Here is a 26,218-nt window from a genome sequence, read left to right as displayed (position 1 = left end):
ACCTCTTTGGATAAATACCTATATATTTCGCATTAATGCAAGACTAAGTTACAGGTAACGTAAAACAAGGAGCCCCCATGAACGAACTCACCCATTTCATCGACGGCAAACACGTCAAAGGTACATCAGGACGTTTTGCCGATGTCTTCAACCCTGCGACTGGCGAAGTTCAAGCCAAAGTTCCTTTGGCCTCCAAAGCCGAACTTGATGCCGCTGTTGCTTCCGCCGCTGCCGCGCAGCCAAAATGGGCCGCGACCAACCCACAACGCCGCGCACGTGTGATGATGGCGGCCGTTGGCCTGATCAACCGCGACATGGATAAACTCGCCGAAGCCCTTTCGCGCGAGCACGGCAAAACCTTCGTTGACGCCAAAGGCGACGTGCAACGCGGCCTCGAAGTTATCGAGTTCTGCATCGGCGCACCGCACCTCCTCAAAGGTGATTTCACCGACGCCGCTGGCCCTGGTATCGACATGTACTCCATGCGCCAAGCTCTTGGTGTTGTTGCAGGCATCACCCCTTTCAACTTCCCCGCCATGATCCCGCTCTGGAAAATGGGCCCCGCCCTTGCGTGTGGGAATGCGTTCATCCTCAAGCCTTCCGAGCGCGCCCCATCCGTGCCTTTGATGCTTGCTGAAATATTCCAAGAAGCAGGCCTTCCTGACGGCATCCTTCAGGTCGTCAACGGCGACAAAGAATCCGTCGATGCTATCCTCGACAATGAAACCGTCCAAGCCATTGGCTTCGTTGGTTCCACCCCAATCGCCTCCTACATCTACTCGCGCGGCTGTGCCAACGGCAAACGCGTTCAGTGTTTTGGCGGCGCGAAAAACCACATGATCATCATGCCTGATGCTGACCTTGACCAAGCTGCCGACGCCCTGATCGGCGCTGGTTTTGGCGCGGCTGGCGAACGCTGCATGGCGATTTCCGTGGCTGTTCCCGTGGGCGAAGAAACCGCAGATAAACTCATCGAAAAACTGATCCCCCGCATCGAGGCCCTCAAAGTTGGACCCTACACATCAGGCGATGGCGTTGATTACGGCCCTGTTGTTACTGCCGCCGCCAAAGCCAATATCGAAGCCCTCGTGGAATCGGGTATTGCCCAAGGCGCGACCCTCGCGGTTGATGGCCGTGGCTTCTCGCTGCAAGGCTACGAAAACGGATTTTTCGTCGGCCCCCACCTCTTTGACCACGTCACACCCGACATGGACATCTACAAAAAAGAGATCTTCGGCCCCGTGCTTTGCACCGTTCGTGCGGCGTCCTATGAAGAGGCTCTCGGCCTTGCCATGGACCACGAATACGGCAACGGCACCGCGATCTTTACCCGCGATGGCGACACGGCGCGTGACTTTGCGCACCGCATCAACATCGGCATGGTCGGCATCAACGTGCCAATCCCTGTGCCGCTCGCCTACCACACCTTTGGCGGCTGGAAAAAATCCGGCTTTGGCGATTTGAACCAACACGGGACTGACTCGTTCAAGTTCTACACGCGCACCAAAACGGTGACTTCGCGCTGGCCCTCAGGCCTCAAAGAAGGCGGCGAATTCAACTTCAAAGCGTTCGATTAAATCACAGAGGCCGGCGCGCAATCGCCGGCCTTTTTCTTGCGACGATTGACCTTGCAATACTCTTGCAACATTGAAAAACTAAACAAGCGTTCAATTCAAGCGGTACGGAGGAAACCCCATGGATTTTGCTTTGACGGACGAGCAATCGACAATATTTGAGATGGCCTATGCCTTCGGCCAAGAGCGCATCGCGCCTTTTGCGCGCGAATGGGAGGCCGCAGGAGACATCCCGAAATCCCTTTGGCCTGAACTCGCTGAACTCGGCTTTGGCGGCTTGTATGTGCGCGAAGAAAACGACGGCACCGGCCTGTCCCGCCTTGACGCAACCTTGGTGTTTGAGGCCCTTTCGGCGGCCTGCCCCTCAGTTGCTGCGATGCTCTCGATTCACAATATGTGCGCCGCGATGATCGACAAATTCGGCTCCGACGCGTTGCGCGCAAAATACCTCCCCTCCGCAATTTCCATGGAACGCGTGTTCGCATATTGCCTCACCGAACCTGCCTCAGGGTCCGACGCCGCCGCGCTCAAAACCCGCGCGGTCGAAACCGCCGATGGATTTTCTCTCACCGGCACCAAGGCCTTCATTTCGGGCGGCGGATATGCCGACGCCTATATCGTGATGGCCCGCAGCGACGGTGACGGCCCCAAAGGTATCTCGGCGATGATTGTTGAGGATGGCACCGAGGGGTTAAGTTTCGGTGCGCTTGAGGAAAAAATGGGCTGGAGAAGCCAACCCACCCGCCAAGTGCAATTAGACAATTGCAACATTCCCGCCGAAAATCTGCTTGGCGCGCGCGGCAAAGGTTTCACATATGCGATGGTGGGGCTGGATGGTGGTCGCTTGAACATTTCCGCCTGCTCCCTTGGCGCGGCGCAAACGGCGCTCACCTCAACCCTGAAATACATGGGCGAACGTAAGGCCTTCGGTAAACCCATTGATCAATTCCAAGCCCTGCAATTTCGTCTCGCCGACATGGAAATCGAGATGCAAGCGGCCCGTATATTCCTGCGCCAAGCCGCGTGGAAACTCGACCAAGGCGCGCCAGATGCCACGAAATTCTGCGCCATGGCCAAGAGGTTTGTCACCGAGGTCGGCAGCAAAACCGCCAATCAATGTCTGCAACTCCACGGCGGCTATGGCTATCTTTCCGACTATGGCATCGAGAAAATTGTGCGCGACCTGCGCGTCCATGAAATCCTCGAAGGGACCAATGAAATTATGCGCATGATCGTCGCCCGCGCCCTCCTGACGGAGCGCAACTCATGAGCCTCATTCATGCACGCGTGGTGGGCAAAATCGGCCACATCACCCTGAACCGCCCCGAAGCTTTGAACGCCCTCTCCGCCGATATGCTCGCAGAATTCGCCCCCGTCATGCGGGCATGGGCGAAGGACGACAGCATCGCGCTCGTGGTTCTGGATGCTGCGGGCGACAAGGCTTTCTGTGCTGGCGGCGACGTCGCCGAAATCTACAATTGGGGCACCAGCGACCAAGTCGAAAAGGCCCAAACCTTCTGGCGCAATGAGTACCAAATAAACGCCGAACTTTTCGAATACCCTAAACCCCTGATCAGCCTCATGCACGGTTATGTCATGGGTGGTGGCGTCGGCCTTGGCTGCCACGCCTCCCACCGCGTCGTTTGCGAATCCACCCAAATTTCCATGCCCGAATCCGTCATCGGTTTGGTGCCTGACGTCGGCGGAAGCTGGCTCCTCGGCCAAGCCCCCGGTCGCCTTGGTGAATACCTCGGTGCAACGGGCGCACGCATGGGCCCCACTGACGCAATTTACGCGGGCTTTGCCGACGGATACATCCCACGCGAAAACTGGCCCGCCCTGATCGAACGCCTCGCAGAAACCGGCGACTACACACTGGTTGAGGCAGCCTTTGAAACCGGCCCCGAAGGCAAATTCAAAGCGATGGCACGCGATATCGATGCCCATTTTGGCGGCGAAACCATGGGCGATATCCTCCGCAGCCTTTTATCCGAAGACACTGAATTCACCCAGAAATCCCTCAAAATCATCGCAGGAAATTCGCCCCTCTCAATGTGCGCCACGACCGAACTGATCCACCGTCAGCGCCGTACCAATCACACAATTTGGAACGTGCTGGAACTGGAATATCGCTTCACCCACCGCGCGATCACAGACTCCGATTTCCTCGAAGGCGTGCGGGCCCGAATAATCGACAAAGACAACGCCCCGAAGTGGCAACACGCCGACGCCCAAGCCGTCCCCCCGATGCTCGTTTCACAGCTTTTGATGCCACTGGGCCGCGACAAATTCACCAAAGATAGCGAGGCTAACCTATGAAAATCGGATTTATCGGACTAGGCAACATGGGCGGTCCCATGGCTGCCAATTTATCCGCAGCGGGCCACGACGTTACCGGTTTTGATCTGGTCACCCCTTGCCCTGAAGGCGTCGCAAAAGCTGACAATGCGCTAGCCGCCGCTCAAGGTGCCGACGTCGTCATCACCATGCTGCCCAACGGCGCAATTCTGCGCTCTGTTGCCGCGGAAATCATCCCCGCCATGGCCCAAGGCAGCTGCTTTCTTGATTGCTCCACCGTGGATGTCGAAAGTGCGCGCGCCGTCGCCGATCAAGCCCAAGCGGCAGGCCTCTTGGCCGTCGATGCACCCGTCTCCGGCGGCATCGGAGGTGCCTCAGCGGGCACGCTCACCTTCATGGCTGGCGGCACAGACGAGGGCTTTGCAATGGTAGCCCCCCTCTTTAATATCATGGGCCAAAAAGCGGTGCATTGTGGCGAGTCAGGCGCGGGTCAATCCGCCAAAATCTGCAACAACATGATCCTCGGCGTGACCATGATTGCCACCTGCGAAGCCTTTGCAATGGCTGACAAATTGGGTCTCGATCGGCAAAAAATGTTCGATGTGGTCAGTACTTCTTCCGGCTCAAGTTGGTCCATGAACACCTATTGCCCCGCGCCTGGTATTGGCCCCCAAAGCCCCGCCGACAACGGTTATAAACCTGGCTTTGCAGCGGAACTGATGCTCAAGGATTTGGGCCTCTCCCAACAAGCCGCCGAAAATATCGACGCCGACACCCCGATGGGCGCCCTCGCCAAGGCGCTCTATGCGGAATTCGTCGAAAATGAAGGCGGTCGCGGCCAAGATTTCTCCGCTATGTTGCCGCGCTTTGAAAAACGTGGCCGCACGAGCTAACCTCGCCTAAGCGCCGCCGATGTCGAGGGCTCGATGCCCTCGTCATCGGCCCCTTGCCTATTCGGCTGCAACTTTGCGCTTTTCAAGCATCGGCTTTAGGTACTGCCCCGTATAACTCGCCTCAACTTGGGCAACCTTCTCCGGCGTCCCCTTGGCCACAATTTCACCCCCGCCATCGCCGCCTTCAGGCCCGATATCAATGATGTAATCCGCCGTTTTCACCACGTCGAGATTATGCTCAATCACCACAACCGAATTGCCCTGATCCACCAACTCATGCAGCACTTCAAGCAGTTTGCGCACGTCCTCAAAATGCAGTCCCGTCGTCGGCTCATCCAGAATATAAAGCGTGCGTCCCGTCGAGCGTTTAGCCAGTTCCTTAGATAGCTTCACCCGTTGCGCCTCGCCGCCCGAAAGAGTCGTCGCCTGCTGGCCGACCTTGATATAGCCCAGCCCCACACGCACCAGCGCATCCATCTTGTCGCGAATGGGCGGAACCGCTTGGAAAAACGTCTGCGCGTCCTCAACCGTCATATCAAGAACGTCCGCTATGCTCTTGCCTTTAAACTTAACTTCCAGCGTTTCGCGATTATACCGCGCGCCCTGACAGGTCTCGCAGGTGACGTAAACATCGGGCAAAAAGTGCATCTCGATCTTGATCAACCCGTCCCCCTGACAGGCCTCACAACGTCCACCCTTCACGTTAAAGCTAAACCGTCCCGGCTTATACCCACGTGTTTTCGACTCGGGCAGCCCCGCAAACCAATCGCGGATCGGCGTAAACGCCCCCGTATAAGTCGCCGGATTTGAGCGCGGCGTACGGCCAATTGCCCGTTGATCAATGTCGATCACCTTATCCAAATGCTCCAACCCTTGGATCGTTTCACAAGGTGCGGGCGTCTGGCGCGCGCCATTCAAACGCATGCTGGCCGTCTTGAACAAGGTCTCGATCGTCAGTGTCGATTTACCGCCGCCCGACACGCCGGTGACACAGACAAACATTCCCAACGGGAACTCGGCTGTCACACTTTTGAGGTTGTTCCCCGTGGCCTTAACGACCTTAATTTTCTTGCCACTTCCCTTGCGTCGGACTGCTGGAATTGGAATTTCGCGCGTTCCCGAAAGATACTGCCCTGTCAGAGAGGCTGCGTTGGCGATGATCTCCGCAGGCGTCCCTTCGGCCACAACACGTCCGCCGTGAATCCCCGCCCCAGGACCAATATCGAACACGTAATCGGCCTCGCGCACGGCTTCCTCGTCATGCTCCACGACAATCACGGTATTCCCTTGATCTCGCAGGTTTTTAAGCGTCGTTAGCAAGCGCCCGTTGTCGCGCTGATGCAGCCCAATTGAAGGCTCATCCAACACATAAAGCACCCCAGTCAACCCACTCCCGATCTGACTGGCAAGGCGAATACGCTGGCTTTCCCCGCCACTTAACGTGCCGGAATTGCGGCTCAAAGTGAGGTAATCCAGCCCAACATTGTTGAGAAACCCAAGCCGTTCGCGCACTTCCTTCAAGATCGCCCGTGCGATCTCGTTTTTCTGCTTCGAAAGAGACGCAGGAACGTCCTCGCACCATGCAAAGGCCTCGCGGATCGACATCTGAACGACTTGCCCAATGTGTGCGCCCCCAATTTTGACCGCCAGAGCCTCTTCCCGCAGGCGGAATCCCCCGCATGCCCCACAAGGCCGATTGTTTTGATAGCGTTCAAATTCTTCACGAATCCAGTTGGAATCGGTTTCGCGATAGCGGCGTTCCATATTTGGAATCACGCCCTCAAAAGTACGGGTAACCTCATAAACGCGACCACCTTCGTCATAGCGGAAGGGGATTTCCTCTTTGCCAGAGCCGAATAAAAACACCTGCTGCGCCTTCTCAGGCAGGTTCTTCCACGCGATGTTTTTGTCAAACTCGTAGTGTTTGGCGATGGCCTCGATCGTTTGAAGGAAATAGGGCGATTTCCCTTTGCGCCAAGGGGCAAGTGCGCCGTCGTAAACCTTCAACGTGCTATCAGGCACCACCAAACGTTCGTCAAAAAACAGCTCCATCCCCAACCCGTCACAGGTCGGACAGGCCCCAAACGGCGTGTTGAAGGAAAAAAGCCGTGGCTCTATCTCGGGAATGGTGAAGCCCGACACGGGACAGGCGAATTTCTCGCTAAAGGTGTGGCGCTCTGGCTCTAACCCCTCGGCAGGCACGGTTTCCAAAATGGCGATGCCGTCGGCCAAATCAAGGGCCGTGCGCAGGCTGTCTGCGAGTCGGGTTTCCATGCCTTCGCGCACGACCAAACGGTCGACAACCACATCGATATCATGGCGATATTTCTTGTCCAACTTCGGTGGCTCATCGAGTTCATAAAATTCGCCGTCAACCTTCACGCGTTGAAAGCCCTGCTTGCGTAAGTCGAGGAATTCTTTGCGATATTCGCCTTTACGGTCACGCACAATCGGTGCCAAAAGATAGCCACGCGTCCCCTCTTCCATGGTCATCACACGGTCGACCATATCTTGCACTTGCTGTGCTTCAATCGGCAGGCCAGTTGTTGGAGAATACGGTGTCCCAGCGCGCGCAAAGAGCAGGCGCATATAGTCGTAAATTTCCGTCACGGTCCCGACAGTGGAGCGCGGATTTTTACTTGTGGTCTTTTGCTCAATGGAAATAGCGGGGGACAGTCCGGAAATGTGATCCACATCCGGTTTTTCCATCATATCAAGGAACTGCCGCGCATAGGCCGAGAGCGATTCGACATAGCGGCGCTGCCCTTCAGCATAGACCGTATCAAAGGCGAGGCTCGACTTTCCAGACCCAGAAAGACCAGTAATTACAACCAGTTGATCCCGTGGGATGTCGACATCAATTGACTTCAAATTATGTTCGCGCGCACCGCGAACTTCGATGTATTTCTGCTCGGCCATGATCCACCTCTTAAGACTTGTTTAAGAGATAGGGCAAAGTTGCGCCGGTTCCAAGAGGCTTTGAGAACAGAAGGCGAACGAAACTCGCAAAAACATAGGATTTGCACCACAAAGCTCAAAAGGCCGGAGGTAATCCCCCGGCCCTTTGTCTTTAAAATTTAAACCACTCGCTAGATATGGATGGCACGCCCATAGGCGGCGAGCACACTTTCGTGCATCATTTCGCTTAGGGTCGGATGCGGGAAGACCGTGTTCATCAATTCTTCTTCCGTGGTCTCAAGCGTGCGTCCAATGACATAGCCTTGGATCAGTTCCGTCACCTCGGCCCCCACCATATGCGCGCCCAGAAGTTCGCCCGTTTTCGCATCAAATACGGTTTTTACCAGCCCTTGCGCCTCGCCCAATGCGACCGCTTTACCGTTGCCAACAAATGGGAATTTGCCAACTTTGACGTCATAGCCAAGCTCTTTTGCCTTATCTTCGGTATAACCCACGCTGGCGACCTGTGGATGGCAATAGGTACAGCCCGCGATGCTCTCGGGTTTGATCGAATGCACTTTTTTGCCCGCGATCAATTCGGCGACCATAACGCCTTCGTGGCTCGCTTTATGCGCCAACCAAGGGGCGCCTGCGACATCGCCAATCGCGAACACGCCCTCAACGCCGGTACGGCAATATTCGTCGGTCACGATGTGGGTGCGATCAACTTTGATGCCCGCGTCTTCAAGACCAAGGTTTTCGACGTTTCCGACGATACCCACCGCGGAAATCACCGTATCAAACGTGTGTTTCTCAATCTTGCCGCCGACTTCGATATGGGCGGTCACGGTGCCTTTGCCGCGATCAAGTTTTTTGACCATGGCTTTTTCCATGATGTTCATGCCCTGCTTTACGAATTGCTTTTTCGCAAAGGCCGAGATGTCTTTATCTTCAACGGGCAACACGCGATCCATCACTTCGACAACCGTAGTTTCCGCGCCCAACGTGTTGTAAAAGCTTGCAAACTCAATGCCGATCGCACCCGACCCAATGACCAAAAGCTTCTTGGGCATCCGCACCGGATCAAGGGCATGGCGGTAGGTCCAAACCAGATCGCCGTCAGCCTCTAAGCCTGGCAATTCACGCGCCCGCGCGCCTGTCGCAATGATGATATTTTTGGCGACCAATTCTTCGTTGCCCGCTTCGGTTTTCACGATGACTTTACCTTTGGAGAGCGTCGCTTCGCCCATCACAACGGTAATTTTGTTCTTTTTCATCAAGCCTTTAACGCCAGCAGCCATCTGGCCCGCCACGCCACGCGAGCGTTTAACGATTGCCTTAAGATCAAAGCCGATTTTCTCGGCGGACAGGCCATATTCCTTGGCCCGTTCCATTTGGTGGAAAATCTCGCTTGAGCGCAGCAAAGCTTTTGTCGGGATACAGCCCCAGTTCAGACAAATCCCACCGAGATTTTCACGTTCAACAAGTCCCACATTGAGGCCAAGTTGCGCGGCACGGATTGCGGCGACATACCCACCCGGACCAGAGCCAATAACAACGATATCAAAAGACTTAGAAGACATGTGGGGTCACTCCGTTTTAAAATGTAGTTCAACGCTAAACTATTTTCCAAAACACATCAATACTCCCAACTCCGCGCCGTACAAACGCAGAGGGTTAACTGTATCAAAGCCCCGTCAAATCAAGCGCTTACCGCTTCCACAGCCGAGGAATAACCACCCTGCTCAAGGAAGATTGCTTCCTGTTTGAATTCTGGACGGTCCAACGCGAGGTTGCGGAATGGGAATCGGCCAAAGCGACGAATGACTTCACGATGTGCTTTTGCATGCAACAATTGTGTGCCACCCGTTTCGGGCATCCGTTCCGCCATCAACCGCACACAGCGGTCTTGATCAGTCAGGCATTCCGAATGCATCAGGGGCATATACATAAACTGGCGCGCGGGTTCGTTAATTTTCAAATCCCACTTGCGGTCAATCGCACGTTTTGCTGCTGCATGCGCGTACCGATCCGAGGCAAAAGCCTTTGCCGTTCCGCGAAACATATTGCGCGAAAACTGATCGGTTAGAATGACATAAGCCAAGGCGCCCGTCGGATAGGTAAGCCAAAGCCCAAGTCCGCCGTTCATCGCAGACTCCCAAGCTTCAAGGGCGAAATCACGAATGCTCACATCCAACTCATCGCCACCCGCATACCAGCCCTCTGGGCCAATGTCGTCAAGCCAAAAGGCCAGTACTTCTTCAGAGCTCAGCATGGTAAAACCTCCATTGCTTTGAACCAGTCCCCCGAGCCCTAAGCGTTGCAAACCTGTCTACATTACGCAAGCCAAAACTACGATACTGAGCGTTCAGCCTCTTCTTCTTCGCGCAATGCTGTCTCAATGAACACTTCTTGGGCTAATTCCACCGCAACAGGGCTTGCCGAGTAGAAAACCGGCGTGTAGTGGCCCGTGCCCTCCAAATGGGAACTCGGACGGCGCGTCATCCGCCAAGCTGCGTATGCAGAAAGGCCTAACATCAGGACTGCGAGATAGGCAAAATACCCCGACGGGCCAATCGCGCCCATGATCCAACCCACGATAAGCGGACCAGAAATGGCCCCCACTCCGTTGACAAAAAGCAGCCCGCCAGAGGCCGCGGCCATGTCTTCGTGCTCCAAAAAGTCGTTGGTATAAGCGATCAGCAGCGCATAAAGCGGATTTGAAGTTCCCCCGATCAAAGCGCCCGCGATGGTCAATAGAACGAAGTTATCGCCTGAGAAATACCCGCAAACCGCCGCAGTTCCGCCCATAAAGGCAACAATCAAAATGAGGCGACGACGATCCATTTTGTCGGAAACCCACCCAATGGGGTACTGCAAAACCAACGCCCCCACATAGACCGAAGCGACGAAAAACGAGATCTCTTTAATACTTAGACCGGCCTGAAAGCCCCAAACCGCTGACATCCCGAATTGCGCCGCAAAGACGCCGCCCAACAAAAACATACCGACACAGCCAAGGGGAGAAATATTCCACAGAGCTAAGAGGGACAAGGGCTTGGTGCGCTCAAAAGCGGGTGTTGGGCTGATTGACAAAAGAATGGGCGCAAACGAAATCGAAACGAGCACCGATGGGATCACAAAAAGGATGTACCCTGAAGGCTCCCCAAACGCGAGCAAGCCCTGCGCGGCGACAATCCCGAACATTTGCACCATCATATAAAGGCTCAAGGCCTTGCCGCGGTTTTCATTGCTGGCAGAATTGTTGAGCCAGCTTTCCGCCGTCACATAAACCCCCGAGAAACAGAAACCGATGACCACACGTCCGATGGTCCACGCCGCAGGATGTGGCACCGTTGGATACAGGATCAAAACCGCAGAAATAAACGAGCCCAAGGCCGCAAAAACCCGCACATGCCCAACCCGACGGATCATCCACGGCGCCATTCTTGACCCGCCCAAGAAGCCGAGGAAGTAGGCGGACATGATGATCGACATCGAGAAGGTCGAGAAATTTTCCATCCCGCCACGCACGCCCAAAAGGGTGCCTTGAAGACCGTTGCCGACCATCAACAACATCATCCCCAAAAGCAGCGCCCAGCTACTACCCAAGACTTGAAACATGCGTTTCTCCTATTCTAATCTCGGCTACGTATATGTGCAGCCAATGAAGTTAGTGCGACAAAAACGACATTAGAGAGTCTAGAACGGTCGAACTATGAAGCATCCGTCTTCGTTGAGAAACGTCAGCGCCACAAGAGCGAACTGTCGCCATAGGAGAAAAAGCGATACCCCTCGGCGATTGCATGCTCATAGATGTCGCGAATGGCTTTTGGGGTTAAAAACGCCGACACCAGCATCATCAAAGTCGATTTCGGCAGGTGGAAATTCGTCATCAACCCATCCGCCACGCGAAACTCAAATCCGGGCGTGATGAAAATATCCGTTGGGCCAACCCAAGGCGAGAGTTCCCCCGCGCGCGCCGCCGTTTCGATCAACCGCAAAGCCGTGGTACCAACCGGAATAACCCGATGCCCCGCCGCCTTGGTGGCCGCAATTTCCGCCACGGCTTGCGCCGTCACTTCGCCCCACTCCGCATGCATTTTATGATCGGAAATATCGTCAACCTTGACGGGCAAAAACGTGCCTGCGCCAACGTGCAACGTCACATAGGTTACATCCACGCCCTTTTTCGCTAATGCCTCCAGCATCTCTGTCGTTAAATGCAGCGACGCGGTCGGTGCGGCAACAGCCCCCTTATGACGGGCAAAAACCGTTTGATAATCCAAGTGATCCTGCGCGTCGGCGGGGCGTTTCGCGGCAATATAGGGCGGCAATGGCATCGCACCAGCGGCCTCCAACGCCTCATCAAACACGCGTCCTTCAAGGTTAAACGCCAAAATCGCCGCACCTTCTTCCTTGGCAATCAGGCGTGCCGAAAGCCCGTCCGTAAACACAACGATCTCGTCTTCTTTGATCTTTCTCAACGGCTTAACCAATGCCAACCAATTGCCATCGCCGCGCGGCGCAAGCAGGGTCACGTCAATTTTGGCCTGCGTCAGCCCCTCTACCCCATCACGGGCGCGGGTGCCAAACAGGCGCGCAGGAATAACCTTGGTATCATTCAAAACCAGACGGTCGCCTGCGCGAAATTGATCGAGCAAATCCGCGACATGCAAATCGGCAATCCCCGTCCCTTGCGCCACCAAAAGCCGTGCGGCCTCGCGCGGCACCGCAGGGCGCACCGCAATGCGATCTTCGGGAAGGTCAAAATCAAAATCAGACAGTTTCATGGCGGTCCCCAGCTTTGGAATTGCGCAGTTTACTACCTTGATATCGGATTGCACAGCAGAATCACGCGCCGACCTACTCAGCCTTAGGCGGCGGTCCGTTGAAAATATCGCGAAACATCCCCGGTGTGAGGATCGAGAAGGGATTGACGCTTATTTTGGGTGCGGTGGCCGTCCCCGTCATTGAGAAATTGAAGCCAAAGAGGCCCTCGCCTTTCTGAGTGAAAATAGACCCAATCCCATTGAGCACATAAAGCGGACTTAACACGCCCTTCATTGCAATGCGTTGTGAGCCAAATTCATACGCCCCCGACAATGAAATACCCATGGAGGCGCCAACCGCGCTGCTTTTCATAAGGGTAAGCCGTTCTGGTGTCAGAACAAACTCCGCGACAACCTCGTTGAACAGCAGACCTGAATCCTCCAACTGGTCCAGCAACCCAACAACACTAATCGCCCCAAGCAACGACGCCATCCCCGGTGCATTCCGGATGCGCAAATCATTCGCAACAAGGCGACCCGAATAATGCCCCGCAGGCCCGCGCGGGGCCAAAACCAAATCCATCGCCCCCGAATGCCCATTTTTATAAAGACCCGCCGCGCGCAGTACCGCCCCCGCATCCGAGGAGCGCATTCGAATGGCCGTTCCGCTTCCAGACGGTGCAAGCGTCCCCGAAACCGCCGCCTGACCATTCACCAAACCCGTATATTTCCCTGTGATGCCCGATCCGGTCGAGAAATCGCCCTTAAAATCGGTCAACGAAAGGGTGTTCGACAAAACCAGACGATCAAGCCGCAGCGTCAGCGGCGTCGCCGCCCCACCACTCCCGCCGCCACTTCCCGAGGGAAGCTTGAAGCTACGCAGATCAACGGTCCCGTTTACAACGCTAATTTCGGGCTTTCGCCCTGCCCCGCGCCCAACAACGTTAACCCCGACATCCAACCCTTTTCCAAGGCGCACCTTATCAAACCGCGCGCTTTTCAATCCGCCATTTGGCGACATTTCGATCTTGCCCCTCGCCGTCAAACCACTGGCCGTAAGCTCAAGGGACTCAACCTGTGCGGGGCTGCCCAGCACGCCAGAAACCGCGAGCGTCCCCGTTGAATTCTTGGGATTACTCCAGCCAATTTCGGGCAAACTGATCCCCAAGCGATTTAAATCAGAGGTCATAGAAAAGCGCGGCGGCGTGTCTTTTTGCATGTCGATTTCAATCTGCGCAATCCCCGCCCCCGAGAGCATGTTCCTCGGCAAGCCAAGGCCAAACGCGCGCACAAATTCCTGCGAAATTTCGATGTCTCCGGTAACCTTGGAGTTCCCTTTATGCTCAGGGCCAAAAAGCTGCTCCCACACAACATTAAAGGCAACTTTATCGATTTCCGTCCCAATCCGTCCCGGCCCCGAAATGCGAAGCGACTCTGGCGTCACATGCAAATCCAACTGCTCTGACGTCAGTATTTTCGACGGTACAATGCTGGTCGACGTCACGTCCAGCAGCTTGCCCGTAACATCATAGGTCACGTCTTTGAGCTGCACTTTTTTGACGATATCAAAGCTGAACTTCGCCAAGATATCCGCCGTTCCTTGCGCGATTTCAACGTTCTGGCCGGATTTACTCACAAAGCGAAACGGCTCCAGATCCAACAGCGACAGCGCCGTCGAAATCTCCCCGCGGGCCAGCATTTCAATTTCCATCGGTGCGGGGCGCAGGGTCACGTCAGGCATCGAAATGACCGTGCCCGCCACATCAAGACTTCCCGCATTGGGCACCAAAACATGCCCCTCGTTGACGGCAATCGTCATCGTCTTGCCGGTCAGCGACACATAACCATTCCCGCCTTTTACGGGCGGAAAGGTTTTCAAATAGCGCACAGTGGCGTCGGAAAACTCATAGCCAAGCGATGCGCGAAGCTGCTCTCCCGGCGTTTTACGAATGGCCGCGACCACGTTGTAAATCAGTCCCCCCGTGACGTTTTCCATGAGCCATTTCCGTGTGCGCGGCGCGACCTTAACGGGCCAAAGCGCCAAAAGGCTGTCGTGATCGATCGTATTCAGACGCGTGTTTACCCGCACGTCCCAGTCACCTTCGGGAGCTGAAATCTCGCCATCAAATAAGAATTTTCGCGCGTCAGTGGTCAGGGAAAGCTGCCCAATGGTTGCGACGAACGGATCAAGTTTCAGGCGAAAATCAAGCGCCCCGCCGTCAAAAACCGCAGGTTCCGGCATTAAGTTCCCCGGATTGGCGACCACTTTTGAAAACTGCAATTGCGTAACCATCGCGCCTGGTCGCGCGCCGTCCCAATCCTGCAAATAGGAAAACCCCTCGGCCAAAACTTCCCCCGCATCACTCTTCGCTTGCAAGAGATCAAAACTGATTTTGGTCCGCTTTGGGTCATAGGAAAAGTATGCTTTTGCCTCGCTAAAGGGGATGGGATGCGCGGTCGGAGTTGGCTGTAATGCGCCCGCGCCAATTTCCAAAGTGCCGTTCAAATCACCAAGCGAACCATCATCCAAAAGTTCCGTCCGCAACGCTCCAGAAATCGGCGCTTCCAAAACGCCGAGCCACGACAGCGCAGGCGATTGCAACGCCACATCGCGCGCCCGCACGTTTTGAACATTGATCATCGCTTGGGCAGCCAAACCAGATTTGGGCGCAGAAAGAGAGAACGCCATCGTTGCAGGCGCGCTATTTTCGCGCGCAATCGCTAGGCTGGAAATGATGTCAATTTGCCCGCCTGCAAGGTTCATAACCAGCGCGGCTTCGCTTACATTCCACGTTCTGCCGCTAAAATCATCGATCAATTCAAAGTCGAAATCCTTGACCGAAACATCTTCCACTTCTGACAAAAAGGGAAATTCAAACAAGGACTTAAGCTCGCGAATGACGTCCTTAAAATCGCCCGATGCGGCAAAGGCATTCTCGCCCCCAAACTGAAGGTTGAACGCGCCATTGCGGTCCCGCCGCAACACAACCTTCGCCCCAGAAAGCGCGACGCGGCGCGGGAGCAACTCGGGCGAAAACATCGGCGACTCGGCAAAAACCGCGTGCACGCGATCAACTTGCGCCATCGGACGGCCGTCCTCTGTGAGGTAGACCACATCGGTAAAAACAATATCGGGCGCCAACCCGTCCAACAGTTCCACACGGACGCCGCCCACCGCCACAACCCCTTGAATAACATTCGCATTCAGACGGGTTTCAAGCTGTTCTATCATCCAAACGGGAGCGTTGATCCCGCGCTTCAACGCCCAAAATGTCAGCCCAAACGTCATAGCGACGGCAGCAAAGATCATCAGGAGCGTGGCCAACCCGATTTTGTGGTGTTTTTTAAGGGGACGTCGTTGTTTCGGTTCTTTGATCGCACTACCCTCATGTGGCGGCAATTAACCAAGGTTAACGCCCGCTCGTTTCACGAATTTTACCTTGCCGCAAAACAGGTTACAACGGGGACGATTCCCTTTGGAGACAAGAAATGCAAAATAGCCCCCTCGCAATGACCAACGCCCCTGACTTCACGAAACCCTTCGTTTCCGCAACCCAGCAAGGCGAAGTCACCCTATCAGAACTGCGCCCAAGCCCTGTTGTTCTATTCTTCTATCCCCGCGATAGTACCGCAGGATGCACCATAGAAGCCATTGATTTCACGTCGCTTCTCCCTCAATTTGAGGCCGCGGGTGTACAGGTATTCGGCGTTTCCGCAGACAGCCTTAAAAAGCATGAAAACTTTATCTCCAAACAATCGCTCTCTGTTCCTTTGATCTGTGATGAAGACACGCAGATGTGCCAAGATTATGGCGTTTGGCGCGAAAAATCCATGTATGGTAAGGTGTTCTGGGGCATTGAGCGCAGCACCTTCTTAATTTCAGGCACTGGAAAAATTCTACGCGAATGGCGCAAAGTTAAGGTGCCGGACCACGCGCAAGAGGTTTTGGACGCCGTGTTAACCGAGGTTAACGGATGAGCAAAACGCTCGCTGAAATGGCCACCGACGTCCTAAGCACCGCCGATGGGCGCGCAAAAACCGCGCTGTCCCGCCGCTATGCTGCCGAATGGGCTGCGGCGCGCCTTGCGGGAAATGCGCCTGAAACCGGCACCGCAAATCCCCCCATGCACCCTGCGCGCCCAAGCGAACCCGCCCTTCTTAATCCCCGTGATGTGCCACGGCGCAAGCCCGGAACCCCCGAGGGGCGGATCGCGATTCTACATGCGGTTGCCCATATCGAACTCAACGCGGTCGATCTCCATTGGGACCTTCTGGCCCGCTTTGGCCACGTTGAAATGCCCGATGGATACTACGATGATTGGGTCAAGGCCGCAGACGAAGAATCCAAACATTTCAACCTGATGGCCGACTGTCTTGAAGCGCATGGAAGCCATTATGGCGCCCTGCCTGCCCACGCTGGCATGTGGCAAGCCGCCGAGGACACGGCGGAGGATTTGATGGGCCGTTTGGCCGTTGTGCCCATGGTGTTGGAGGCGCGTGGCCTTGATGTCACGCCCGGCATGATCAAAATATTCAAACAGGCCAAAGACACGCAAACCATTGAGGCGCTGGAGGTGATCTATGGCGAAGAAGTCGGCCATGTGGCCTACGGCAGCAAATGGTTTCACTTCCTGTGCGGGCGCCACAATCTTGACCCGAAACCAGTCTTCCATACCCTCGTGCGCAAATACTTCCATTCAACCCTACGTCCCCCATTTAACGAAGAAAAACGGGCCGAAGCGGGTATTCCGCCGGATTTCTATTGGCCGTTAACAGAGATTAAAGACGCTTGAATCGAGACTTGAGTGCCCACAAAATAGGCGAAATTTCGCCGTTTTTTCAGTCTACTAAACCAGATATAGCAAAAAATCTTGATCCAGAGGGTGCGAACAGTTAACCCACTCAGGTGACGCCGATTTGGGGAAAATGACACGTCACGCATTTGGGGCAGTTACAGGATTTCGTTTTGCGAGCACGTCTATCATCCAAGATTAATTCAGCATTTGAAAAAAGGCTTCCCGAACGGCGGCTTTTCCTAAAATCTGACACTGAAACACGGTTTGTCCGGCTCTCGCCAACGACCCAAGCTGTGGCCCTTCTTGGGTCGGCGAGTGTGATCGCCTGGACGATCATCGCGTCCTCAGTTCTCTTTATGAATAGTATCGGCTCTGGGTCGGTCCGCGACCAAGCTGATCGTGAACAATACCTCTACGAGGCCCGCCTCAACGCCCTTTCCCAAGAACGCGACAATCGCACCCAAGACGCCCTTGATGCGCAAAACCGTTTCAGTGCGGCGCTCGATCAGATCTCCACAATGCAGTCGGAACTCCTTGCTCTTGAGGACCGCCGTCTTGAGCTTGAAACCGGTGTTGATGTCATTCAAACGACCCTGCGCACCGCGATCCATGAACGCGATAACGCGCGTCGTGAGACCGAAGACTTAAACCTTAAGCTGGCCGAAGGAGAGGCGTTTACCCCCTCCGAAGGCGCGCTTGAAGACATCACAGGCACCGTCGATTTCTTAACCGCCGCCCTTGATGATGCCGCAGATGAGCGCGACGAGATCGTGGTGTCCGCATCCACGGCGCAGGCAACCATCGAGGATTTGGAATTCGAAGCTCTCCTGACCCAACAGCGTAATGACAAAATTTTCAGCCAGCTTGAAGATGCCGTTTCTGTGTCGCTTGCGCCAATGGACAAAATGTTTCGCGACGCGGGCCTGTCTCCTGATCGCATGATTGATCAAATTCGCTCCGGCTATACTGGGCAAGGCGGGCCACTAACGCCCCTCACTTTCTCGACCAAAGGCGAACGTCCCGACGCGGACAGCCTGCGCGCCAATACGATTTTGCGCTCCATGGACGACATCAATATCTACCGGATCGCCGCCACAAAAGCCCCCTTCGCCCTGCCCCTCAAATCGGCGTTCCGCTTCACCTCCGGTTTTGGCCCACGCTGGGGTCGCATGCATAACGGCACCGATTTCGCCGCCTCCTATGGCACACCAATCTACACCACAGGCGACGGCGTGGTGATTTCCGCAGGCTGGCTCTCGGGCTTTGGCAAATTGGTCAAGGTCCAACACGAGTTTGGCATCGTCACCTACTACGCCCATATGTCCAAAATCAACGTTTCCAAGGGCCAAAGGGTCTCGCGCGGCGACCAATTAGGTGCTATGGGGAGTACAGGACGGTCGACCGGAACGCATCTTCATTACGAAGTACACGTTGGCGGTAAACCTGTTAACCCGATGAAATTTATCAAGGCAGCAAGTGATGTTTTCTAAAAGCAGAATCAATGATCCGGCCCCAAAAAAAGCTGGTGAACCCGAAACTTTAAATCTGGATGCTTCCACTCAGAAGCCAACAGGCGAATTCAAGCCATCTGCCCCAAAACCAAAGCCGCCTGCGTCTGTTCTGTCGTCTGACCTCACAATCACAGGCAATCTGCGCACCACAGGCGATATCCAAATCGAAGGCGTCATTGATGGCGACATTCGTGCTCATTTGCTGACCGTTGGCGAAGGCGCCACCGTGCGCGGCGAAGTTGTTGCGGATGACGTTGTGGTTAATGGCCGCGTTGTTGGCCGTGTGCGTGGCTTGAAAGTCCGCCTTACCTCCACCGCCCGCGTCGAAGGCGACATCATTCACAAAACAATCGCGATCGAAAGCGGCGCGCATTTTGAAGGCTCCGTTCAACGTCAGGACGATCCTTTGTCAACAGGCTCAGCGCAAAAAGCGATTGCGGCTCCAACAACCCCCGCTATTCCAGCCGCTAAACCTGCTTAAGCCACAAAACTTCCAAACAAAAAAGGCCGCCTGATTGGGCGGCCTTTTGCATATCTAATGGCCGAAAAGCCTAGTCGCCCTGTGCCTCTGAACGCGATTTCCCCGCCACATTCAACGCCAAGGTTGCGGCCATAAACCCGTCCAAATCGCCGTCCAAAACACCCTTGGTGTCGCTGGTCTCATAATTCGTGCGCAGGTCTTTGACCATCTGATACGGCTGCAATACATAGCTGCGAATTTGATTGCCCCAGCCCGCGTCGCCCGCACTTTCATGGGCTTCATTGACAAGTGCGCTGCGCTTGTCCAATTCCATTTGATACAGCCGCGATTTCAACGCCTTCATAGCAATTTCACGGTTCTGGTGCTGGGATTTCTCCGAGCTCGTCACCACGATCCCCGTGGGCGCGTGGGTGATTCGAACGGCGGAGTCCGTCGTATTCACGTGCTGCCCACCTGCGCCCGACGAGCGATAGGTATCAATGCGAATATCGGCGGGGTTCACCTCAATCTCGATATTGTCATCCACCACGGGATAAACCTTGATCGAGGTAAACGACGTGTGTCGTTTGGCAGCACTATCAAACGGCGAAATCCGCACCAAACGGTGCACGCCGCTTTCGGATTTCAACCAGCCATAGGCATTCACGCCCGTAATTTTATAGGCCGCGGATTTAATGCCCGCTTCCTCGCCTGCCGTCTCACTTTGCAGCTCAACCTTGTAGCCCTTCTTCTCGGCCCAACGCACATACATCCGCGCCAACATATTGGCCCAATCACAGCTCTCGGTGCCGCCTGCGCCAGAGTTGATCTCAAGGAAGGTATCGTTGCCATCGGCCTCGCCATCCAAAAGCGCTTCAAGCTCCTTCTGGGCGGCCACTTTCTCAAGCGCGAACAAGCCGTCTTCGGCCTCCTTCACGACCTCCAAGTCCTCTTCCGCCTCGCCCATTTCGATCAACTCGATGCCGTCCGACAACTCCTGTTGTATGCCGTCAAACGTCGCCAAAGCGTCGATCAACATCTGCCTATCCCGCATTAGTTTTTGTGCCGCAGCGGGGTCATTCCAGAGTTCGGGGTCCTCGGTGCGCGCGTTGAATTCTTCCAACCGATGCGCAGATGTTTCCCACCCCAACCGTTGCTTCAACAGGTCAAGGGATTTTTCGATCGCAGCAACAGAGTTTTGGACTTCGGCCCGCATGGTGCATCCTTTGGATGAGAGGTTTTGTGGGTGGTGGTATCAAACGGCGCGCGGTGAAACAAGGGCGCTTGCCCCGCCTACCACGCGCGCGCGTTAATACTCGCCGCCGCTTGAAATGGTTCCAAAGGTAGCTTTTTTCCCGAAAGTAACCGTATCACCCGTCGAGGTGCGGGTGGTGGTGGTTTGCTCGCTTTGCCCAACGTCGTCGAACATCGGCAAGTCGCTGCCCATGGCAAAACCACCGTCAAACGCCACACCAAACAACGGCTCTTCGCCGTCGCGAAAATATTCGGCAACCACATTCGCGCCAGAAGCAGCGTTGTCCAAACGCGCACCAGAGTAGCGGTCGATTTTGATAAAGTGGCCGCCCGGTGGGACTTTAAACTTCCCGCCGCCATATTTTTCGGTGGCCTTTTTCATGAACTGGGTGAACACAGGGCCACATAATGTGCCGCCATATCCGTTCGGCGCCAAGCTGCGCGGACGGTCATACCCAATATAACATCCCGCCACAATATTGCTGGTGAAACCAATAAACCACGCGTCCTTGCTGTCGTTGGTTGTGCCGGTTTTACCCGCCACTGGCACGTCCAAATTCACCCGCCCCGCCGCCGTTCCGCGCTGCACCACGCCCTGCATCATCGAGGTCAACTGATAGGCAGTGATCGGGTCCATGACGCGCTCGCGCCCCGAGCTAATCACTGGCGCCAATCCTGGCTCTAAACTGGCAATCCGACAATCACTACAGGTCCGCTGATCGTGGCGATAAACCGTGTTGCCCCAGCGATCTTGCACGCGGTCAACCAGCGTCGGCTCCACCCGTTCGCCGCCATTGGCAAACATCGCATAGGCCGCGACCATCTTGAAAAGCGTCGTTTCCTCAGCCCCCAAAGAGTTCGCCAAAAACGCGTTCATGTGGTCATAAACCCCGAACCGTTCCGCATAGGCGGCGACGGTTTCCATGCCGATTTCCTGTGCTAAACGCACGGTCATCAGGTTCCGCGATTGCTCAATCCCCGTACGCAACGGAGCGGGCCCATAGAATTTATTGCTCGAGTTTTTCGGGGCCCAAATACCCGCACCCGTATTCACTACAATCGGCGCGTCGATCACAATCGTTGCGGGCGAATAGCCACTATCAAGCGCCGCCGCATAGACAAATGGTTTGAACGAAGACCCCGGTTGGCGATCGGCTTGGGTGGCGCGATTGAACACCGAATCCTGATAGGAAAACCCTCCCTGCATTGCAATTACGCGCCCTGTGTTCACGTCCATCGCCATAAAACCGCCCTGCACTTGCGGGATTTGGCGCAGGGTCCAGCGGATGAAGCTCCCGTCGCTGTCTTTGGTCATCGCGCGCACATAGACCACATCGCCCACATCCAACAAATCGGACGCTTTGCTCGCATTTCTGGCGCGCGCACTGCCCTCAAGCAGGGGCCGCGCCCATTTCACATCCTCGGCAGGAATCCAGTGCCCGTCGGCATCGTCTTCAACGCCTTCGATCCCGATCCGCGCCGATGTGTCTCCAAGTTCCAAAACAACCGCGACATGCCAGCCTTCGATATCGCGGGCCGTCTTTAAGTCGGCAAGCGCCGTGCGCCAAGTCGCGTCGTCAACCAAGGCCTCCGTGGGAAGCGTTTTCCCCGTCCCGCGCCAAATTCCGCGCGAGCGGTCAAAGGCCTCAAGCCCGTTTTGCAACGCCAAGGCCGCCTCATCTTGCAATTCCTGATCCACGGTCGCCCGAACGGTCAAACCGCCCGAGAAAAACTCGTCTTCGCCAAAATCACGGCTCAATTGGCGGCGAATTTCATCCGAGAAATAGTCCCGCTCTGGCAAGGTAGATTTGAAGCTTTCAAAATCGCCGCTTTGCACCGTGCGCAAAGGTTGGGACACGGCAATTTCATACTCGGCGTCATCTAAATACTCGTTTTCATGCATTTCTTTCAAAACATAGTCGCGCCGGATCATTGCCCGATCAAGCTGGCGAACGGGGTGATAATCCGAAGGTGCCTTTGGCAGAACCGCCAAATAGGCCGCCTCTTCGGGGTCAAGTTCGGACAAGTTTTTGTTGAAATAGGTCTGTGCCGCCGCCGCAACGCCATAGCTGTTTTGACCCAAGAAAATTTCGTTCAGATAGATTTCTAGAATATGATCACGATCCAGTGATTTGACCATGCGATTGGCTAAAATGATCTCCTGGATTTTACGTTCGGCCCGACGGCCCCCATCCAAAAAGCTGATTTTGGCAACTTGCTGGGGAATCGTTGACGCCCCGCGCACGTTCGCGCCCTTAGATTCAATGGCCTCGACAATCACGGCGGCAATCCCGCGCACGTCATAGCCACGGTGGGTGTAAAAATTCTTATCCTCAGCCGACACAAACGCCGCTTTCACCACATCGGGAATCTCTTCGATTGGCGCATAAATCCGGCGTTCTTTGGCGAATTCGTCCATAATGCGCCCCGAACCCGCATAGACGCGGCTGATCGTTGCGGGGCGGTAAACGCTCAACGTTTCATGGTCAGGCAAGTCCTGAGAGAACAACAGAAACAACCCGCCGATCAAAAACGCGCCCATAAATAGAGCATTCAAGACGAATGCAAAAAGCCCGCCAAAAAGGGAAAAAACTGCCCGGATCATTCTGTGCCACCTCTTAGTTCACTCAACTCTATATAGGGCGCGCAGAGGAGGGTCAAAAGGGTTCGGCAACTTGCCGCCATCTTTTAACACAATGAATTTCGCCCATTGCAAATTGTCGCTGACCCCGCCAAAGATTGCGGATGCATCCAGATGATATCCTCCCGACGTATGAGGCCCACGGGGCCGGTTTTGCCGCAAATCGCGGTCGTAGCCTCTTTGAGCGCCCATGGCTGGATCGTTTTTTACGATACACGACGGGCCGCGAGTTGCTGGACTTGGGCTGTGGCTCAGGCCAACCCATCGCCACCTATCTAAGCGAGCGTAATCGCGACATCACGGGTGTCGATGGTGCTGCAACGATGGTGAAGCTTTTCGCTAAAAACTTGCCGGAACAAACGGTTATCCATGCCGACATGCGCGGCTTGGACCTTGGCAAAAAGTTTGACGGCATTTTGGCGTGGAACAGTTTTTTCCACCTCAGCCCCGATGACCAACGCAATATGTTCCCCGTTTTCGCCGCCCACGCCAGCCCCGGTGCGCCAGTTATCCTCACAACAGGCCATGCGGAAGGCGAAGCGATTGGCGAAATCGACGGCGGCGCGTCCGTTTACCACGCAAGCCTCGCGCCTGCGGCCTATCGCACCCTTTTTGACGAGGCTGGTTTTGACGTGATCGACTTCATCCCCGAAGACCCAGATTGCGCAGGCCATTCCGTTTGGTTGGCCCGCAGACGTCGCAGCTAATCCTATTGGCGCAACAATCGCGCCTCTGCGGCATCGGTTACCGTCCAGTTTTGCAACGCTTGTAAAATCCCCAATTGCGCCTTTTTGCGCCATTCGGGGTCTTGCAGGCGGTCCAAATCCTTGGGGTTGGAAATAAAGCCAAGTTCCACCAAAACCGACGGAATATCCGGCGCCTTAAGGACCGAAAATCCTGCCTCAAGACGTGGTTTTTTATACATCGTCCCAAGGTGCTCGCGCAGCCCAATTACCAAATCATCCGCCAAACGATCCGCACGCGGCGAAGTCTCTGTGCGGGCTAACTCCATCAAAATATTGGCAATAACATCGTCCTGCTGCGATAAATCCACCCCCGCCAATAGGTCCGCTCGGTCGTGGCGCTCCGCAAGTTTTTGCGAGGCTTCGTCACTCGCCGTATCACTCAAAGTATAAACGGTGGCCCCCGTCGCGCGCCCTTCCGAAAGCGCATCCGCATGCAGCGACAGGAACACATCCGCCCGCGCCGCCCGCGCCATTGTCACCCGCGTTTCCAAAGGGACAAACGTATCGTCTTCGCGGGTCAACTGAACTTGAAATCCGCCTTCGCGCAGCAAGACTTCCTTCAACTCAAGCGCAAACGTCAGCATCAAATCGGCCTCGCGCACGTCGCCGCGCTCCGCCCCCGGATCAATGCCGCCATGCCCCGGATCCAACACGATCATCACATCGCCCTCGCCGGTTTGACGCCGGATCGGGGTGGCCAAGTCAACAGCCTTCGGCACAGAAAATGCGGCCCCCGCAGGTGCGCCCGACGCGGCGGCAAAGGCCTCCGGTGTCGCGTTTTTCAACAACGCCGTGAACAGGGCATCTCGGGTTTCACCTATTTTAAGCCCAGCTAAATCAATCACTTGAGGCGACTTAAGGTCAACAACCATCCGTGACCATCCCGCTGAAAACGGCCCCATATGCACTGCCTGCACTTGGGTGTCCAAAAGCAGATCCTCCGCTTCCACGCCACTCCAATCCACCTCATTAAAGTCAATAACAAGGCGCGCAGGGTCGGTCAGGGTAAAGACGCGATAGGGAACGGGTTGGCTGAGCAAAAGATCAACCTTCAGCCCGTCCTCCGTGTCAATTATCCCAGATTTTTCAACATCCACCCGCGCCAAAGCATTGAACTCCTGCGCGTGGATCGCACCCGCAAAACTCAACGCGCACAGGGTCGCGAATATCCCTCTCACAAATGGCCTCGCTCGGACATAAACTTGCGCAAACGGGCCAAACCCTCTTTGATATCCGCCGTGCTGCGGGCATAGGAAAACCGCATCCATTGTGCGCCCCGTCCCGCGTCAAAATCCAACCCGGGTGTCACAGAAACCCCCGCTTTTTCCAGTATTTCCTGTGAAAACGCGAGGCTGTTTTCGGTAAACTCGCTCACCTCTGCATAGATATAAAACGCGCCATCTGGCGGCGCAAACCGCGTGAAACCCGCCTTCGGTAGTTCCTCCAACATCAGCGCGCGATTGGCCGAATAGACCTCAAGGTTTGCGTCAAGTTCCGCGTCACATCCCAACGCGCCAAGCGCTGCAATCTGCGCCGCATGCGGGGCGCAAATGAACATATTCTGCGCCAAACGTTCCACCGTGCGCACATGATCTTGCGGCACAACCATCCAGCCGATGCGCCACCCCGTCATCGAGAAATACTTGGAAAACGAGTTGATAACGTAAACATCATCGCTCAACTCAAGCGCCGAAACCGCTCGCTCTCCATGGTGAATCCCGTGGTAAATTTCGTCCGATATAAAGGCGGTCTCAGTGGCGGAACAGCTTTCGATCAACGCCGCCAATGCTGCGCGCGATAGGATGGTACCACTCGGATTAGACGGGCTGGCCACGATCAACCCCTTGAGGTCCCGCCCCACAAGATCATCAGGAACTGGTTGAAAACGGTTGGCCTCGGAGGTTTCAAAGCCAACGTCCGTCAGGCTCAAAGCCCGCAAAATCTGGCGATACGATGGATAGCCCGGCAAGCCCAACCCCACCCGATCTCCGGCATCAAAAAGCGCGGTAAACGCCAGCAAAAACCCCGCCGACGAGCCCGATGTCACGACGATCCGCGCAGGCGAAATCGTCACCCCGTACCACTTCTGATACAACGCCGCGATTCCTTCGCGCAACGCCAGAAGCCCAAGCGCCGATGTATATCCAAGCGGGCTCTCTTCCATCGCAGCCGCTAAAGCCGCGCGCGCCCCCGCAGGGGCTGGCGTCCCCGGTTGGCCGACCTCCATATGGATAATATGACGCCCATTCGCCTCCGCTTGCGTCGCGGCCTCCATCACATCCATAACAATAAAGGGATCAACCTGTGAACGCCTTGAAACCTGCATCATTTTATCCTTATGCTCGCTTACGTCTTTGTCCCAATGAAAGCCTCAA

19 protein-coding genes are annotated in these 26,218 nt (G+C 55.4%); 9 read left to right on the top strand and 10 right to left on the bottom strand.

Annotation, left to right across the window (positions count from 1 at the left end):
* Nucleotides 1–77: 77 nt before the first annotated feature.
* The 4 genes from AB9F27_RS15030 to mmsB all read left to right on the top strand — a co-directional run bounded on the left by AB9F27_RS15030 (nt 78) and on the right by mmsB (nt 4,765).
* Nucleotides 78–1,577: a CoA-acylating methylmalonate-semialdehyde dehydrogenase gene (locus AB9F27_RS15030; RefSeq protein ID WP_335584216.1), complete on the top strand. Its 1,500-nt coding sequence runs from the start codon at nt 78–80 to the stop codon at nt 1,575–1,577.
* Between the two features lie 118 nt (nt 1,578–1,695).
* A complete protein-coding gene (locus tag AB9F27_RS15025) occupies nt 1,696–2,844 on the top strand; it encodes an acyl-CoA dehydrogenase family protein (protein WP_335584217.1) in 1,149 nt (382 codons plus the stop codon).
* Nucleotides 2,841–3,893 carry an enoyl-CoA hydratase/isomerase family protein gene (locus AB9F27_RS15020; RefSeq protein ID WP_335584218.1) on the top strand — a complete coding sequence of 351 codons (1,053 nt, stop codon included), beginning with the start codon at nt 2,841–2,843 and terminating at the stop codon, nt 3,891–3,893. Before AB9F27_RS15025 ends, AB9F27_RS15020 begins: the two co-directional genes overlap by 4 nt.
* A complete protein-coding gene (mmsB, locus tag AB9F27_RS15015; protein WP_335584219.1) occupies nt 3,890–4,765 on the top strand; it encodes a 3-hydroxyisobutyrate dehydrogenase in 876 nt (291 codons plus the stop codon). Before AB9F27_RS15020 ends, mmsB begins: the two co-directional genes overlap by 4 nt.
* 57 nt (nt 4,766–4,822) lie before the next feature.
* On the opposite strand, the gene uvrA is transcribed toward mmsB, so the two are convergent.
* The 6 genes from uvrA to AB9F27_RS14985 form a co-directional block, all read right to left on the bottom strand.
* The gene (gene uvrA, locus AB9F27_RS15010) at nt 4,823–7,684 is read right to left on the bottom strand and encodes an excinuclease ABC subunit UvrA (protein WP_335584220.1); all 2,862 of its coding nucleotides are present in this window, start codon (nt 7,682–7,684) and stop codon (nt 4,823–4,825) included.
* 170 nt (nt 7,685–7,854) lie between these two features.
* Nucleotides 7,855–9,246 (bottom strand): dihydrolipoyl dehydrogenase, encoded by a 1,392-nt coding sequence (lpdA, locus tag AB9F27_RS15005; RefSeq protein ID WP_335584221.1) that lies wholly within the window; start codon nt 9,244–9,246, stop codon nt 7,855–7,857.
* Between the two features lie 119 nt (nt 9,247–9,365).
* Entirely contained in the window at nt 9,366–9,938 is a 573-nt protein-coding gene (locus tag AB9F27_RS15000; RefSeq protein ID WP_335584222.1) for a DUF924 family protein, read from the bottom strand.
* Between the two features lie 77 nt (nt 9,939–10,015).
* Nucleotides 10,016–11,287 carry an MFS transporter gene (locus AB9F27_RS14995; protein WP_039002097.1) on the bottom strand — a complete coding sequence of 424 codons (1,272 nt, stop codon included), beginning with the start codon at nt 11,285–11,287 and terminating at the stop codon, nt 10,016–10,018.
* Nucleotides 11,288–11,409: 122 nt separating this feature from the next.
* On the bottom strand, nt 11,410–12,456 hold the full coding sequence (gene queA, locus AB9F27_RS14990; RefSeq protein WP_369757909.1) for a tRNA preQ1(34) S-adenosylmethionine ribosyltransferase-isomerase QueA: 1,047 nt from the start codon (nt 12,454–12,456) through the stop codon (nt 11,410–11,412).
* A 73-nt stretch (nt 12,457–12,529) separates the two neighbouring features.
* Nucleotides 12,530–15,745 carry a hypothetical protein gene (locus AB9F27_RS14985; protein ID WP_369757908.1) on the bottom strand — a complete coding sequence of 1,072 codons (3,216 nt, stop codon included), beginning with the start codon at nt 15,743–15,745 and terminating at the stop codon, nt 12,530–12,532.
* Between the two features lie 179 nt (nt 15,746–15,924).
* Here AB9F27_RS14985 and AB9F27_RS14980 point away from each other — a divergent pair, with 179 nt between their 5' ends.
* From AB9F27_RS14980 to AB9F27_RS14965, 4 genes are all read left to right on the top strand, one after another.
* Nucleotides 15,925–16,413 carry a peroxiredoxin gene (locus AB9F27_RS14980; protein ID WP_369756035.1) on the top strand — a complete coding sequence of 163 codons (489 nt, stop codon included), beginning with the start codon at nt 15,925–15,927 and terminating at the stop codon, nt 16,411–16,413.
* Complete coding sequence (locus AB9F27_RS14975) at nt 16,410–17,228, top strand: ferritin-like domain-containing protein (RefSeq protein ID WP_335584225.1); 819 nt, start codon at nt 16,410–16,412, stop codon at nt 17,226–17,228. Before AB9F27_RS14980 ends, AB9F27_RS14975 begins: the two co-directional genes overlap by 4 nt.
* A 173-nt stretch (nt 17,229–17,401) precedes the next feature.
* Nucleotides 17,402–18,721, top strand: a complete 1,320-nt coding sequence (locus tag AB9F27_RS14970; protein ID WP_335584226.1) for a M23 family metallopeptidase — start codon at nt 17,402–17,404, stop codon at nt 18,719–18,721.
* Nucleotides 18,711–19,223, top strand: a complete 513-nt coding sequence (locus AB9F27_RS14965) for a polymer-forming cytoskeletal protein (RefSeq protein WP_039002093.1) — start codon at nt 18,711–18,713, stop codon at nt 19,221–19,223. Before AB9F27_RS14970 ends, AB9F27_RS14965 begins: the two co-directional genes overlap by 11 nt.
* 70 nt (nt 19,224–19,293) lie before the next feature.
* Here AB9F27_RS14965 and prfB read toward each other — a convergent pair whose 3' ends face one another.
* Complete coding sequence (prfB, locus tag AB9F27_RS14960) at nt 19,294–20,418, bottom strand: peptide chain release factor 2 (RefSeq protein WP_039002092.1); 1,125 nt, start codon at nt 20,416–20,418, stop codon at nt 19,294–19,296.
* 93 nt (nt 20,419–20,511) lie between these two features.
* Nucleotides 20,512–23,061 (bottom strand): PBP1A family penicillin-binding protein, encoded by a 2,550-nt coding sequence (locus tag AB9F27_RS14955; RefSeq protein WP_335584227.1) that lies wholly within the window; start codon nt 23,059–23,061, stop codon nt 20,512–20,514.
* 140 nt (nt 23,062–23,201) lie between these two features.
* On the opposite strand from AB9F27_RS14955, the gene AB9F27_RS14950 reads away from it, so the two are divergent.
* Nucleotides 23,202–23,804, top strand: coding sequence for a class I SAM-dependent methyltransferase (locus AB9F27_RS14950; RefSeq protein WP_335584228.1), 603 nt, complete (start codon nt 23,202–23,204; stop codon nt 23,802–23,804).
* Nucleotides 23,805–23,806: 2 nt separating this feature from the next.
* On the opposite strand, the gene AB9F27_RS14945 is transcribed toward AB9F27_RS14950, so the two are convergent.
* Both AB9F27_RS14945 and AB9F27_RS14940 read right to left on the bottom strand, forming a co-directional pair.
* Nucleotides 23,807–25,021, bottom strand: coding sequence for an N-acetylmuramoyl-L-alanine amidase (locus tag AB9F27_RS14945; RefSeq protein WP_369757907.1), 1,215 nt, complete (start codon nt 25,019–25,021; stop codon nt 23,807–23,809).
* Complete coding sequence (locus AB9F27_RS14940; protein WP_335584230.1) at nt 25,018–26,169, bottom strand: aminotransferase class I/II-fold pyridoxal phosphate-dependent enzyme; 1,152 nt, start codon at nt 26,167–26,169, stop codon at nt 25,018–25,020. The genes AB9F27_RS14945 and AB9F27_RS14940 overlap by 4 nt, the downstream gene beginning before the upstream one ends.
* Nucleotides 26,170–26,218 lie beyond the last annotated feature (49 nt).

The sequence above is a fragment of the Falsihalocynthiibacter sp. CO-5D18 genome, assembly GCF_041205445.1.
GTDB classification, from domain to species: Bacteria; Pseudomonadota; Alphaproteobacteria; order Rhodobacterales; family Rhodobacteraceae; genus Falsihalocynthiibacter; species Falsihalocynthiibacter arcticus.
The sequence above is the reverse complement of the archived record's forward strand: the minus strand, read 5'-3'. Positions and strand labels throughout refer to the sequence as shown.